This window comes from Vibrio halioticoli NBRC 102217 (assembly GCF_000496695.1).
Classification (GTDB): Bacteria; Pseudomonadota; Gammaproteobacteria; order Enterobacterales; family Vibrionaceae; genus Vibrio; species Vibrio halioticoli.
On record NZ_BAUJ01000024.1, the window covers coordinates 22,949 to 36,616 of the forward strand.

At 41.5% G+C, this 13,668-nt stretch carries 12 protein-coding genes and 1 pseudogene; 8 read left to right on the plus strand and 5 right to left on the minus strand.

What is annotated here, in order from left to right; genetic code table 11:
• Positions 1 to 127: 127 nt before the first annotated feature.
• The 3 genes from VHA01S_RS08710 to VHA01S_RS08720 all read left to right on the plus strand — a co-directional run bounded on the left by VHA01S_RS08710 (position 128) and on the right by VHA01S_RS08720 (position 4,986).
• The gene (locus VHA01S_RS08710; RefSeq protein ID WP_023403995.1) at positions 128 to 2,296 is read left to right on the plus strand and encodes a malate synthase G; all 2,169 of its coding nucleotides are present in this window, start codon (positions 128 to 130) and stop codon (positions 2,294 to 2,296) included.
• 39 nt (positions 2,297 to 2,335) lie between these two features.
• On the plus strand, positions 2,336 to 3,934 hold the full coding sequence (locus VHA01S_RS08715) for an isocitrate lyase (protein WP_023403996.1): 1,599 nt from the start codon (positions 2,336 to 2,338) through the stop codon (positions 3,932 to 3,934).
• Positions 3,935 to 4,383: 449 nt separating this feature from the next.
• A complete protein-coding gene (locus VHA01S_RS08720) occupies positions 4,384 to 4,986 on the plus strand; it encodes a TetR/AcrR family transcriptional regulator (RefSeq protein ID WP_023403997.1) in 603 nt (200 codons plus the stop codon).
• 477 nt (positions 4,987 to 5,463) lie between these two features.
• Here the strand turns inward: VHA01S_RS08720 and VHA01S_RS08725 are convergent, their stop codons facing one another.
• Positions 5,464 to 5,895, minus strand: a complete 432-nt coding sequence (locus VHA01S_RS08725; protein ID WP_023403998.1) for a hypothetical protein — start codon at positions 5,893 to 5,895, stop codon at positions 5,464 to 5,466.
• Positions 5,896 to 6,290: 395 nt separating this feature from the next.
• Here VHA01S_RS08725 and VHA01S_RS08730 point away from each other — a divergent pair, with 395 nt between their 5' ends.
• Together VHA01S_RS08730 and VHA01S_RS08735 are read left to right on the plus strand one after the other, a co-directional pair.
• Positions 6,291 to 6,569 (plus strand): hypothetical protein, encoded by a 279-nt coding sequence (locus tag VHA01S_RS08730; RefSeq protein ID WP_023403999.1) that lies wholly within the window; start codon positions 6,291 to 6,293, stop codon positions 6,567 to 6,569.
• 199 nt (positions 6,570 to 6,768) lie between these two features.
• Positions 6,769 to 6,984: a TIGR02450 family Trp-rich protein gene (locus VHA01S_RS08735; RefSeq protein WP_023404000.1), complete on the plus strand. Its 216-nt coding sequence runs from the start codon at positions 6,769 to 6,771 to the stop codon at positions 6,982 to 6,984.
• A gap of 79 nt (positions 6,985 to 7,063) precedes the next feature.
• Here VHA01S_RS08735 and VHA01S_RS08740 read toward each other — a convergent pair whose 3' ends face one another.
• A complete protein-coding gene (locus tag VHA01S_RS08740) occupies positions 7,064 to 7,783 on the minus strand; it encodes an SDR family NAD(P)-dependent oxidoreductase (protein ID WP_023404001.1) in 720 nt (239 codons plus the stop codon).
• 257 nt (positions 7,784 to 8,040) lie between these two features.
• Here VHA01S_RS08740 and VHA01S_RS08745 point away from each other — a divergent pair, with 257 nt between their 5' ends.
• The 3 genes and pseudogenes from VHA01S_RS08745 to VHA01S_RS18790 form a co-directional block, all read left to right on the plus strand.
• On the plus strand, positions 8,041 to 9,471 hold the full coding sequence (locus VHA01S_RS08745) for a coniferyl aldehyde dehydrogenase (protein ID WP_023404002.1): 1,431 nt from the start codon (positions 8,041 to 8,043) through the stop codon (positions 9,469 to 9,471).
• 87 nt (positions 9,472 to 9,558) lie between these two features.
• Positions 9,559 to 10,170 (plus strand): glutathione S-transferase family protein, encoded by a 612-nt coding sequence (locus tag VHA01S_RS08750; RefSeq protein WP_023404003.1) that lies wholly within the window; start codon positions 9,559 to 9,561, stop codon positions 10,168 to 10,170.
• Positions 10,171 to 10,226: 56 nt separating this feature from the next.
• Positions 10,227 to 10,470, plus strand: a pseudogene (locus VHA01S_RS18790) (RNA-binding S4 domain-containing protein); the annotation flags it as partial.
• 401 nt (positions 10,471 to 10,871) lie between these two features.
• Here VHA01S_RS18790 and VHA01S_RS08760 read toward each other — a convergent pair.
• The 3 genes from VHA01S_RS08760 to VHA01S_RS08770 all read right to left on the minus strand — a co-directional run bounded on the left by VHA01S_RS08760 (position 10,872) and on the right by VHA01S_RS08770 (position 13,151).
• Positions 10,872 to 11,597 carry an amino acid ABC transporter ATP-binding protein gene (locus VHA01S_RS08760; protein ID WP_023404005.1) on the minus strand — a complete coding sequence of 242 codons (726 nt, stop codon included), beginning with the start codon at positions 11,595 to 11,597 and terminating at the stop codon, positions 10,872 to 10,874.
• Complete coding sequence (locus VHA01S_RS08765) at positions 11,590 to 12,237, minus strand: amino acid ABC transporter permease (protein WP_023404006.1); 648 nt, start codon at positions 12,235 to 12,237, stop codon at positions 11,590 to 11,592. Before VHA01S_RS08765 ends, VHA01S_RS08760 begins: the two co-directional genes overlap by 8 nt.
• A 176-nt stretch (positions 12,238 to 12,413) precedes the next feature.
• On the minus strand, positions 12,414 to 13,151 hold the full coding sequence (locus tag VHA01S_RS08770) for a transporter substrate-binding domain-containing protein (RefSeq protein WP_023404007.1): 738 nt from the start codon (positions 13,149 to 13,151) through the stop codon (positions 12,414 to 12,416).
• Positions 13,152 to 13,668: the final 517 nt, after the last annotated feature.

The window sequence follows — 13,668 nt, forward strand, 5'->3', positions numbered from 1 at the left end:
TCGACTTCAGTAACAGATTGAATGTTTAGTTTGCAACAGCAGCAAGTGAAAAGCGCTTCAAAACGAAGTTATAGAAACAACGTTGAGTGAAAAAAGCACTTCAATAATGATCACGAGGAATAGAGCCATGAATCTACCAATGACTAAGGAATGCCAGATACAACAAAGCTTTTGCCAATTTGTTAATACTGAAGTGCTGCCACTTGTGGGTTTGAATGTCGAACAGTTTTGGAATGACTTTACACAACTGGTGACAGAGCTAACGCCTATTAACCAAGCGCTACTCAATACCCGCATGCAGATGCAACAGCAAATCGATACTTTCCATGCCCAGCACCGTTCGTTTAATGCTGAGCAGTATCGAATCTTTCTCACTCAAATAGGTTACTTAAAACCTGAGGGTGGCGATTTTTCAATCGAAACTAGCAACGTAGACCAAGAAATTGCCAGCATCTCAGGTCCGCAACTGGTAGTGCCTATCAAAAACGCACGCTTTGCACTAAATGCTGCCAACGCGCGTTGGGGAAGTTTGTACGATGCGCTGTATGGCACGGATGTGATTGCACAAACAGAGCCAGGAATGAAAGCGGGCAAAAAATACAACCCTGCACGTGGCAAACACGTGATTGCATACGCTAAAGATTTTCTAGACAGAGTGTTTACGTTAGACCAAGGATCGCACCACGATGTGGAAAGTTACACCATCTATTTCAATAGCTTGCTAGCACATTTCCCTGATGGGACACACACCGGACTTAAGCAGCCATGTCAGTTTGTAGGTGCCAGTGATCCAGAAAGAGAGCCAACCTCAATCCTACTTAAAAACAATGGCTTGCACGTTGAAATTATCATTAACCGTCAAGGGAAAATCGGTAAGCACGATTTAGCACATATTGATGATATCAACATCGAATCAGCGGTTTCCACCATCATGGATTTGGAAGACTCGATTGCCGCTGTGGATAGCGCGGACAAAATCGATGCCTACCGTAATTGGCTAGGCTTGATGACGGGTTCATTGAGTGCATCTTTTGAGAAAAACGGCGTAACACAAATCCGCCGCTTGGAAGGGGATAAAAGCTATAACGGTCGCAGCGGTGAAGATTACAACCTGCACGGTCGCTCGCTACTGCTGATTCGCAACGTAGGGCACTTGATGACCAGTGACTTAATCACCCTAGCCAATGGTGAGCAAGCGCCGGAAGGAATTATCGATGCGGTAGTAACGGCTTTGATAGCTTCTATCGAAATCAAAAACCCTTCGCAGTGCCGCATGAAAAATAGCCGTACCGGGAGCATTTATATCGTAAAACCGAAAATGCATGGCCCGGAAGAAGTGGCGTTTTCTTGTGAGTTGTTTGACCGCGTTGAACGTATGTTGGGGCTTGAGCCAAACACCATCAAAATTGGCATTATGGATGAAGAGCGCCGCACTTCATTGAATTTAAAAGAGTGTATTCGCGCCGCAAAATCACGCGTGTTCTTTATCAATACTGGCTTTTTAGACCGCACTGGGGATGAAATTCATACCAGCATGCAAGCCGGACCATTTTTACCTAAGCAAGAGCTTAAACATCAAACTTGGATTGATGCATACGAGAAAAACAATGTCTCTACCGGTTTAAATACTGGGTTTGCGGGTAAAGCGCAAATTGGCAAAGGCATGTGGGCAATGCCTGATGAAATGGCGCAAATGATGGAGCAAAAAACTGCTCACCTTGAAGCGGGCGCAACTACTGCTTGGGTGCCATCACCAACGGCGGCCACTTTGCACGCTTTGCACTATTTGGAGATAGACGTAAAACAGCAGCAACAACGTTTGTCTGCCAATAACGAAGACTACCAGCGTGGCATGTTAAACATTCCTCTTATGGCGCAAGAAAACGAACTAACTGAACAAGACGTGATTCGTGAACTAGAGAACAACATTCAAGGCATTCTTGGTTATGTCGTGCGCTGGATAGAGATGGGCGTGGGCTGTTCTAAAGTGCCAGATATTAACAATACGGCGTTAATGGAAGACAGAGCGACTTTAAGAATTTCCAGTCAACATATCGCCAACTGGTTAAAACACGGCATTTGCACCTCAAATCAAGTTAACGATGTCCTTGAGCAGATGGCGACCACCGTCGATGGGCAAAACCAAGGCACATCGGGGTACTTACCTATGACGCCAAATACAGACACTAGCCATGCATTTCAATGTGCAAAAGCCTTAATTTTTCAAGGTGCTGAGCAGCCAAATGGCTACACAGAACCACTACTTCATGAGTACCGCCTACAAGCAAAACGATAATTCAACACACAGCTAACTGAATAACTGGAGAGAACCATTATGGATAATTACAAATCAGTAATAGAGACAGCAAAAGGCACTATTGAGCAGCAAGGACAAACGTGGGCGGCAATCAATCCTGAATATGTCGCGCGCATGAGGCTACAAAATCGCTTTACCTGTGGGTTGGATATCGCACGCTTTACCGCCAAAATCATGCGTGAAGACATGCAAGCGTACGATGAAAATAACGCTAATTACACCCAATCTTTAGGCTGCTGGCATGGCTTCATTGGTCAACAAAAAATGATCTCAGTGAAAAAGCATTTTGAGACCACTCGCGGTCGTTATTTATACCTATCCGGTTGGATGGTGGCGGCCATGCGCTCAGAGCTAGGTCCGCTGCCAGATCAATCTATGCACGAGAAAACCTCCGTGCCAATGCTAATCGAAGAGCTGTATACCTTTTTAAAGCAAGCCGACGCTCGCGAGCTTAACCACCTTTATAAAGCACTCGACAAAGCACGTGCAGAAGGTGACGCTGTCACGGCGCAATCAGTGCAAAATCAAATCGATAACTTTGAAACTCACGTGGTGCCTATTATTGCGGACATTGATGCAGGCTTTGGTAACGAAGAAGCAACCTATTTGCTAGCGAAGAAAATGATCGAGGCAGGTGCGTGTTGTATTCAGATTGAAAATCAGGTGTCTGATGCTAAGCAATGTGGTCACCAAGATGGCAAAGTAACCGTTCCACATGAAGACTTTTTAGCAAAAATCAATGCAGTTCGATACGCATTCTTGGAACTTGGCGTAGATGATGGCGTTATCGTAGCAAGAACAGATTCCCTTGGCGCAGGCTTAACTCAGAAAATCCCTGTGAGTCAGAGCGAAGGTGATCTTGCCGATGTGTACAACTCATTCATTGATGGCGAAGAAGTGACAAAACTTGAAGAGCTAGCCAGTGGTGAGATGGTGATCAAGCAAGGCGACAAGTACATTAAACCAACACGTCTACCGAATGGTCTAGTGCGCTTTAAACCCAATACAGGTGAAGATCGCGTAGTGTTAGATTGCATTACCTCGCTACAAAATGGCGCTGATCTATTATGGATTGAAACAGAAAAACCGCACGTTCAACAAATTGCAGGCATGGTTAACCGAATTCGAGAAGTGATTCCGAATGCCAAACTGGTGTACAACAACAGCCCATCGTTTAACTGGACGCTAAACTTCCGTCAGCAAGTGTTTGATATGTGGCAAGAGCAGGGCATGGATGTGACCGCTTATGAGCGTGAAAAACTGATGAACAGCGTCTACGACGAGTCGGAGTTGGCAAGAGAAGCGGACATCAAAATCCAAAACTTCCAGCAAGACGCAGCCCGAGATGCAGGTATCTTCCATCACTTGATCACTCTGCCAACATACCACACAGCGGCATTGTCTACTGACAATCTAGCCAAAGATTACTTCGGTGAAATGGGCATGTTAGCGTACGTTAAAGGGGTACAACGTAAAGAGATTCGTCAAGGACTGGCTTCGGTGAAACACCAAGACATGTCTGGCTCGAACATAGGTGATGATCACAAAGAGTACTTCTCTGGTGACCAAGCACTGAAAGCATCGGGTGAAAACAACACCATGAATCAGTTTGCTTAGCGTCGGAAAGTAATGAAGTACATGTAACGAAAGATTAGAAGCTCTGCTCATAACAGAGCTTCTAACTTAATATCTATTACAAAGTCAAAGAGAGCCACGGCACTCATGTGCTAACAAACGTGTCCTGCTTCGGCTATTTCCATTGGCTCGGGACAGCCTTGAATAACATTTCTTAGCGCCATCATCGCCAGTTCGCCTAGTACCGAATCCTTCATTCCTATCGCCATAAAGCTGTCGCCTTCCCAAGTGTTCGGTCAGAACTTGATAGTACGAATGCCGTATTTAACGGTGTCATCATTTGCATCATTTGCATCATTTGCATCAGTTGGAATTTATGCGTGCATTCTGTACCGATCGATAAGTAATATTGACAATGAAATTGACATTTTTTTAGTGAGTGCTACAGAATATGTGTCAGTACGCTATTTTAGGTAGGAGCACCATAGGCAATGGCCGGAAGAAAGAGATCATTTGACAGAGATATCGCACTCGATAAGGCAATGCGCATATTTTGGAACAACGGTTATGCCGCTACATCTGTTGCGAATCTAACCTCAGAGCTTGGCATCAATACGCCTAGCTTATATGCCGCTTTTGGCAATAAAGAACAGCTATTCAAAGAAGTGGTTGCGCACTACATCAAACAATACAGTGAGCCGTGTTATCGCCATATCACTGAACCCTCTGATGCGCATTTCATAGAAAGACTACGAGCGTGTTTCTATGAGCTGATTCAAAAGTTTTCGGATGCTGATACTCCGTTAGGATGCTTATTAGTAAAAAGCGTGAACGAGTATGACAGCGTTGCCTTTCCTGAGGAAGCCACGGTGTACATTAAACAATTTGGATTGAAAACCAAAAACTTGCTCACAACCTTGATCGAATCTGAGGGAGTAATCACTGAGACTGCGACCGCAGAACTGCAAGCAAAATACTTGTTATCAGTTGTTTATGGCCTCTCTACTCAGGTACGAGCGGGAGAGTCACAACAGGTTGCAGAATCAGTCATGGACTATGCAATCAATACGATACCGACTTGTAGCGGTCAGTAGCACAGGCTAAAAAGCTTTATAATCACTATACGAAAAAGCGGGGTGCCCATAGTGGGTTTACCCCTTTTTTGTATCTTATGATTCAAGATAAGGTTGATCTTGATGATGGGGTCGGTTGGTAATTAAGTTTGATCGTGAATACGTTAAGTTAACATACCATTACGCTACGCAAGGCAGGTTGTTGCGCTTACCTTAAGAAAAGTACCAAGGTGAAGTTCACTTCAAAATCTATCGTACAATTTACATAATAAAGTCGCGCTGGGCTTGTTCAACAACCAGGATAGATATCGGATGGGCGACATCTATCCTTATTTGTTATAAATCAGGCTGCAGATTGACCTATTGATAACTGTAATAAGTAATGTTCAAGTTCAGAGTTTGTAACAATTTCAAAGTCTGTAAATAGAGCAACCGGTTTTACTGATTTACCGCTACCTTGTTCTAAACGCGCGAAACCTTTTTCACTTTTAAAGATGCTTATTTTATAGGATGAGCTTTTTCCAGGTTTATAGTTTCTTGTTGGGCTGACATAATTCTAAGAGTTGTGTTGATATCCTTAACTACGTTAGACAACCAAGTCTGGGTGCATGGCGGTCTTCGGTTTGATCTCTTAGGTCTTGAGCCTGGAGTGTGTATAAGCTTACCTTGACTGATAGTTATTGCTTCATTGGTAAAAGAAATCTTTAAATTACATCTATCTAGAGACATGTCAAAAGAGTCTAAAGTCGGGTTAATAATATTCCATTGACGCAAAGATACGAGTTCTATGAGCTTAAGCTTTGTATTTAACCGACTTTGAGTTACCTCTGGAAGCGTTATCGTTTTGTATGTATGCCATGTTAATGCTGTCTCAGATGCTTGTGTTGTACAGCACATTATTAAGCCAAATAGAGCGATAAACTTTTTCATATTCTTGGTCTTTGGTCATTAAAAAACGAAGAATCGTAACATTGTGTAAGGGCGTGTCAATTACACATGTTGTATAGAAAGAGAAGATTGTAGGTATATCAATATGCTTCGCTACATTTGATCTTGTATCTGGTATCAAAATAGTATGTTAAATCCCTCAAATGCCAGCTTTGTGTATTCAGTTAGACGCACATCGTGAGATAATGTCGCTCTTTGTTAGTGTGTATCGCAAATTTTCGTAAGCTTTTTGTATTACCCGTTCTTCGTTGGGGTTCGAGTTTATAGTAAAAAGGTTTAGTATTATGGCAAGCGTTGCTTGCTTCTTTATTTAGTGTGAAACGACACAAGTGAAACGCACTGAATTAAGTACAGAAATAATCAAGTTAGGTAAATATATGAACGATAAAGTGTTTCAAATTTGGCATCAGAAACGAGAGCAAGGTTTCTTGAATTGGCTTTCTAAGAGCACTCTTGGCTCTTTTGCTTTCTATTTAGTGTTTAGTATCGCTTTTCAATATTCTTCTATCGGTGAGCAGGGTATTGCATCATTTGTGAAGAGCCAGTGGGTGAACTATGTATTGTTTGCCGCGCTAATGATTATTGCAAATGGGTTGCTTTGGCTTTATCGCGAGTCCAGTTATAAGAAAGAAGCTCGTCGTAGAAATATCATGTAATAAATATGGGTTAAGCGTTGTGTAGGCAAGGCTTAACCCAGTAATACTTGAAAATGAATGCAGTTCTCGAACCTTTGACGTTGTCACATCTCTTCGTAATACGCCACCGCTAATAATACAAACGATCGCTGAACTTAAAGCGGTTCATCTTCGTAAAATGACAAGTGTATCAATTTGACGAGTCAGATATGGAGACAGCATGAATCGAATAAATCCAGCCAAATTACACCATAGCAAATGGACTGCTGTAGCGCCGATGAATCGCGAGAAGCATTTTTTAGTGTCGGAGGTTAAGTTTGATGAGGATGGCGCTGTTGCTTTGTGTAAATTGGAAGCGGTGTTATCTAAAAATGAGTACTCAATAGATTGGAACGAATTGAAACGTACACAAAAATGGATTCAAGGTTGGACATAATAACTCGCTTGAAACATTTAAACATAGAGACATTGAACGCATTGACTAACGCATTGACTAACGCATTGACTAACGCATGTTACCAAGGGATTTCATCACCGGTAAAACTATAAAATTTACCTGTATCTTTGGCTTGCACCGTATTGATTAACTTAAATAATTGTTGGCTCACGTAATCTGTAGTGAACAGCTTATCTTGCGGCACGTTTTTCTGAAATGGTTGTGATAGCGAGGTATCGGTTGTTCCTGGATGAAAAGCAAAAACGCAACAGTTAGGAAGTTTTACTTGCCATTCTATGCTGATGGTTTTTATCGCCATATTCAGCGCTGCTTTTGAACAACGGTAGCTTATCCATCCTCCTATGTGGTTGTCTTCTATGCTTCCAATTCTCGCTGATAGGGCAACGAAATACGTATTTTTTTTGCCTTTTAGGTGAGTCGAAAAATGTTTGCCAAGTAACAATGTTGGCAAGGTGTTTGAAGTAAGATTGCGGTTAAATTGCTCGACCGTAAATTCAGAGATTGATTTTTCAGGTCTTTGGCCCGGCGCATGTAAAAAACCGACGGCATTGATCAGAATATCCAGATGCTCTATTTCTTCAGATAAGTGCTTTATGTCCTCGTCTAATGAGGCATCTACCTTAAACCAAATAATGTTATTGAGTGGCGCTTCAATTTGTATTTGAGGTTTTGAAGAGCGGTAAGTTGCGTACAAATTGGCGGTAGGGAATGCGCGCTGTGCTTGTTTAATAATCGCTGTTCCTATACCTCCAGAAGCCCCAATAATGAGAATGTTCAATGGCTTGCTCTCTATGCATTGTGATCATTAGAGAATAGTCAAAAAATGACAACTCGGTAGCCATTATGCGTAATTTTGTGTGCAAGTAAGCATGACGTATGTCTATTATTAACTAGTATTTTTTGCCTTAATGAGCCTTGTTTTTGCTACAGGTAAAACTTTTGTATGACAGAGTTAGGTGTAATGCTTTTCATCACCTACAATCGATTGCACAGTAACAATCCTGATGACAGTAAAAGTTTTGATGAGAGGCAGTAATGGCGCGACTTAATTTGGTTTCAAGTGACACTTTAAAACAAAGTGAAGATTTAGGCTTGAAATTAGTGGCTTTAAAAAAGAGTTACGCCGATGCACCAAACCCAAGTTTAGAGCAACGAAAACAGCGCTTATTGTTACTTAAGCAGTCAATATTAGAGCAGCAGGCGCAACTGGTCTCGGCATTGGCAAAAGACTTTGGCAATCGCTCAGAGTTTGATTCTGTTCTGTCCGATATTATTCCAACCATCAATCACATCAAATACACTTTAAAAAACCTCAATCGATGGGCAAAACCGTCGAAGCGCCATGCAGGATTAATGCTGTTTCCTTCAAAAGTAAAAGTTGAGTATCAGCCTCTTGGGGTAGTGGGAATAATTTCGCCGTGGAACTTCCCGGTAATGCTGAGCCTACCGCCGGTAGCAACTGCCATTGCCGCGGGAAATAAAGTGATGCTAAAGCTGAGTGAATTTACTCCTGCGACCAATGAGGTACTCACTAACATCTTGTCGGTTTTAGATGAAGAAGTGGTAGTGATACAAGGCGGAGCGACTATCGCCGCGAATTTTAGTGCGTTGCCTTTTGACCATTTGCTGTTTACTGGCTCAACATCGGTTGGGCGTATGGTCGCGCAAGCAGCCGCTAAAAATTTAACCCCAGTCACGCTTGAATTAGGTGGTAAATCGCCAGTAATTATCGCGCCTGACGCGCAGTTAGAGAAAATTGTTGATTCAATTGTATTTGGCAAATGTGTCAACGCAGGTCAAATTTGTGTGGCTCCAGATTATGTGCTGATTGATCAAAACAGAGCCGATGAATTTGCCGAACTATTTGCCCAGCGTTTTAACCGCTATTTCGCCAAAGATCTTAGCCAGTTCAGTCATATAATCAATAGCCAACAATACCAGCGTTTACAGCAATATATAGAGCAAGCTAAAGCGACTGATGGCGTACGTGTAATAGAAGTCACTGCCGGTAATAGCACCACAGAACAAAATCAATTATTGCCACATCTTATTTTTAATCCAAGCGATGATTTAGCGGTAATGAAGGAAGAAATCTTTGGGCCTATTTTACCCATCATCACCTATCAAAAAGTTGAAGAAGCGATTGAGTATGTGAATGCTCATGAGCGCCCTTTAGCGCTATATGTTATGAGTAATGAACAACCGACAGTTGACTATATTTTGGCAAATACTCATTCTGGAGGAGTAGCGGTCAATGACACCATTTTTCATGTGGCAGCCGAAGATGCACCGTTTGGCGGAATAGGGCATTCGGGAATGGGGCGTTATCATGGTGAAGAAGGGTTTAGAACCTTTAGTCATGCCAAAACAGTGTTGTATACGCCGAGCTATTTACCCAGAGCTCGGTTAATTTTGAAATATCGAAAGTTTGTATTGTCTGTTATGAGGAAGTGGTTTGTCAGGTAATTGATGGATACATTACCTAAAATTGCGATGCCTTATCGGACTGATTCAAAAGCGCTTTAAAGCGAAATTTTAATAAGGAAATATGAAATGAAATTGTATGAGTCGGCGGCAACGCCAAGCTGTAGACGTGTTTCGATTTTTCTCAAGCTGATTGGGGCTGAGGTTGAGCGTGTTCAAGTGGACTTGAAGGGCGGTGAAAATATTACCCCTGAATTCCAAAATAAGAGCGCTAGCGGCACAGTGCCTGCATTGGAGTTAGACGATGGTACTTACATCAGTGAGTCTGTCGCGATTTGTCGTTACCTTGATCATATTGTGCCTAATCAAGCGAATCTATTTGGCGCGCCAGGCTTGCAGAGTGCGCAAGTTGAAATGTGGCACCGCATTGTTGAGTTTCAAGGGCTTATCGCAGGCTTCCAAGCATTTAGAAACATCACGGGCTTTTATTCCGACCGAGAAAATTGCGTAAGTGAGTGGGGCGAGGAGTCAAAAGGTCGTGCAGTGGCATTTCTCACAAAACTTGATAACCGATTAGCCCATTCGACCTATCTTGCTGGTGATGAGCTATCGGTTGCTGATATCACCGGATTCTTGTTCATCAATCTAATGAAAGGCGCGTTTAAAGTCGACATTGACGAGCAATACTCCCATATCCAAGTTTGGCACAATAAACTTGGTGCTATGCCTGAGTTCCAATAGCAGTTAGAATGTCGCCAATTAACGAGCATAGCTCGAAAACTTAAGTTGGAAATGCAGTGGATCACTTAGAAGAAGAAATCGAAATTGAAGCAATTGGTGTTGAGGTGTCAACTCAACCGGTTGAACTTTACAAGGTACTAAAGATTGCTGATGCAGTTAGTGGTGGCGGTGAAGCGAAACAAGCGATAAGCCAAGGCTTTGTCGCCGTAAATGGTGAAATTGAAACCCGCAAACGTCGTAAATTGGTTGACGGTGATTTGGTTCAATTTAATGAAGAATTCTACCTAGTGATCTATGTTGATCCTGCTGACGTTGTTGAAGCAGATTATGCAGACGACAGCGTGGCAACGGATTACGATGCTGGCGATCAAGGTTATGATGATGAGCCTGAATATGTTGAAGAGCATGTTGCCGATACCTACTCTCGCTCTAAAGTGCAGAGTCAAGTAACAGACAACAATGAAGTTGATAACAGTGATAAAAACGCTAAAACAGGGCGTAAATCTATCAACTTCTTCTAATTTCGGCGATAATCTCGAAAAAGATAAGTCGTAAAATTAACGATTGATTAAGGACCTAAATAGCATTTAGGTCCTTTTTTATTGCCCAAAACTAATGTCACTAGCTCCAGATAAAAAAATGGGAACTGATTAAAATCAGCTCCCAAACTTTTAGATGGATAACGGGTAAAGCGAAAACGCTTACAAAACTTTAGATAAGAAGTCTTGAGTACGTTCGTTTTGCGGATTATCGAAGATTTCACAAGGCTTACCTTGTTCAACGATTTTACCGTCAGCCATAAAGACAACGCGATCACACACTTCACGAGCAAAGCCCATTTCGTGAGTTACAACAACCATCGTCATGCCGTGTGAATTGGCTAGATCTTGCATTACTTGCAGAACTTCGCCGACCATTTCTGGGTCAAGTGCCGAAGTTGGCTCATCAAAAAGCAAGATATCTGGGTTCATTGCCAGAGCGCGAGCAATTGCAATACGCTGCTTTTGACCGCCGGATAAGCTTTTCGGATACGCATCTGCTTTGTCACGTAGGCCTACTTTGTCCAACAATTCAAAGGCAGTCGCTTGTGCTTCTGCTTTGTTGGCTTTTTTCAGCGTTAATGGCGCAAGCGTAATATTTTCCATTACCGTTAGGTGCGGGAACAAATTGAAAGATTGGAATACCATGCCAACATGCTCACGGAACTTGTTGATGTCCAAATCTTTGTTCGCTAGGTCATCACCATCAATAATGATGTGACCACCATTAAGTTCTTCCAAACCATTTAGGCAGCGAAGTAGGGTAGATTTACCAGAGCCTGAAGGGCCGATAAGAGAAACTACTTCATTTTCGCCAACATTGAAGTCGATACCATTTAGAACAACGTTATTGCCATAAGCTTTTACTAGTTTTGATACTTTAATCATTGTTCAAACGCGCCTCAATTTGTCTAAAGATAGTGCTCAAAATATAGATAAGAACAAAATACAAAATGCCGACCATTGTCCACACCTCAAACGAACGATACGTTGAAGAAATGATGATTTGACCTGATTGTGTCAATTCACTAACACCAATAACGGTAAGGATTGATGTATCTTTCAATGAAATAATGAACTGGTTCAAAATGGCAGGAATCATATGACGGAAAGCTTGTGGAAGTACCACTTTCAGCATTGCTTGAGTCGATGATAAACCAAGGCTACGTGCCGCTTCCATTTGACCTTTATCAATGGCTTGAATACCGCCACGGAAGATTTCAGCCATGTAAGCACCAGCGTTAATACTGATAACAATGGTACCTGCAACTTCAGCTGTCATATGAAAGCCAAGGTAACCTGTCATGCCAAAGTATAAGAAGAAGGCTTGAACGATAAGAGGTGTACCACGGACTATATCGATATAAATTTTGGCAATCGCGCGTAAAATCTTGTTTTTGCCAATATTAATAAGGCCTAATACTAGACCAATGCCAGTTGCCAAGAACAGCGAACATACCGTTATGATCAGGGTGATTCTCATCCCTTCGATAAAGGCAGGTAGGCTATCCATGAATAGCTCAAACATACGAATTTCCTTTTAAAACTACTTAACCTCGTCGCGAAGATGTTAACCTCAAAATAAGGCGCTCATCTAAGAGGCTATTTAGAAAAGAAAGAAGGAGCTTATGCAATAAACTCCTTCCTGAGTAAATATTTTTATTTTAAAGCAATGTTTCTAAAACCAAGTTTTGACACTAGGTTTTACTGGTATTTGTTAAGAATCTTCTCGTAAGTACCGTTTGCTTTGATTTTTGCTAGACCTTCGTTGAACTTCTGAAGAAGCTCAGCATTTTGACCTTTCTTAACACCAAAACCGAATTCAGCAGTATTCAATTTATCGCCAACAAGTTTTAGAGTTGGTGCTTTATCTAGAGAAATTTTGTACGCAATAACAGGGTAGTCTTCGAAAGCGATATCAGCGTTGCCGTTCATCACTTCTTGGAACATAGATGCAGAATCGTCAAAGTAACGGATGCTTGAATTTAGGTCTTTACGGTTAGCACTTGCCCAATCCGCAGAAGTTGTACCTTTCTTAACTGCAAAACGTTTGTTTTTGAAGTCAGCGATTGATGCAATTTTGCTATCAACAGTCACAACAGGGATAACACCAGATTCGTAGTAACCGTTAGAGAAGTCTAAAACGTTTGCGCGCTTCTCTGTGATTGTCATACCAGCGATAGCACCATCAAGTTGACCAGATACTACGCCTGGGATAATGCCATTGAAGTTCATTGGGCTTAGTTGGTATTCGAAGCCTTCGATTTTTGCGATAGCGTCTAGTACTTCAACATCGATACCAGTATATGCACCATCTATTTTGAACGAGAAAGGAGCGTAAGCTGCATCAGTCGCGATCTTATAAACTTTGTCTTTTGCAAATGCTGTAGTGGTTGTCAGAGCAGCCAAAAGCATTGCAAATGTAATTGAAATCTTTTTCATGTTTGCGAGTTTCCTTATTTTTAAGTCTCAATGAAGAGACGAAAGCAAGGTTCGAAAATAAAGGCATTAGACGAAAAGATCAAGTAATGCGACAAAATGCCCCCAATTATATATGCATTTATGTCGATATTTTATGTTTATTAATCCAAATTTTCACAAAAGTTAACGGATTTTTATGCGAGCAGTTGCATGTGTGAAAAATATCGTCTTGGATTATTTTTTAAACATTTAATTGATATTAATTGACCAGTTGATGTTCTTATATTATTGATTTCTGGTGCGTTAATTTATAACACTAAAGAAAATAGAGTTAGTACACAAGAGTTTCTATTTAAAAAAACGCCATTAAATCAATGGCTTGACCGCGTCTTGTTGTTTGAAGTACAACTTGGTTGCCTATTGGTCTAAATAATAAACACTTCGTGAAGTAATAAATTCACCTTATGAATATTATCATATGTAAAAGGTAAAAGATTTTTTATAGTGATTAATTATTTCTGGTAAATGCGTATTTTTC

What these genes read in the sequence shown, in the direction of transcription:
- VHA01S_RS08745 (WP_023404002.1), top strand. Translation starts at nt 8,041, where the DNA reads ATGGCGCGACTTAATTTGGTTTCAAGTGACACTTTAAAACAAAGTGAA.
- VHA01S_RS08765 (WP_023404006.1), bottom strand. Translation starts at nt 12,237, where the DNA reads ATGTTTGAGCTATTCATGGATAGCCTACCTGCCTTTATCGAAGGGATG.
- VHA01S_RS08710 (WP_023403995.1), top strand. Translation starts at nt 128, where the DNA reads ATGAATCTACCAATGACTAAGGAATGCCAGATACAACAAAGCTTTTGC.
- VHA01S_RS08750 (WP_023404003.1), top strand. Translation starts at nt 9,559, where the DNA reads ATGAAATTGTATGAGTCGGCGGCAACGCCAAGCTGTAGACGTGTTTCG.
- VHA01S_RS08730 (WP_023403999.1), top strand. Translation starts at nt 6,291, where the DNA reads ATGAACGATAAAGTGTTTCAAATTTGGCATCAGAAACGAGAGCAAGGT.
- VHA01S_RS08715 (WP_023403996.1), top strand. Translation starts at nt 2,336, where the DNA reads ATGGATAATTACAAATCAGTAATAGAGACAGCAAAAGGCACTATTGAG.
- VHA01S_RS08725 (WP_023403998.1), bottom strand. Translation starts at nt 5,895, where the DNA reads ATGAAAAAGTTTATCGCTCTATTTGGCTTAATAATGTGCTGTACAACA.
- VHA01S_RS08720 (WP_023403997.1), top strand. Translation starts at nt 4,384, where the DNA reads ATGGCCGGAAGAAAGAGATCATTTGACAGAGATATCGCACTCGATAAG.
- VHA01S_RS08770 (WP_023404007.1), bottom strand. Translation starts at nt 13,151, where the DNA reads ATGAAAAAGATTTCAATTACATTTGCAATGCTTTTGGCTGCTCTGACA.
- VHA01S_RS08735 (WP_023404000.1), top strand. Translation starts at nt 6,769, where the DNA reads ATGAATCGAATAAATCCAGCCAAATTACACCATAGCAAATGGACTGCT.
- VHA01S_RS08760 (WP_023404005.1), bottom strand. Translation starts at nt 11,597, where the DNA reads ATGATTAAAGTATCAAAACTAGTAAAAGCTTATGGCAATAACGTTGTT.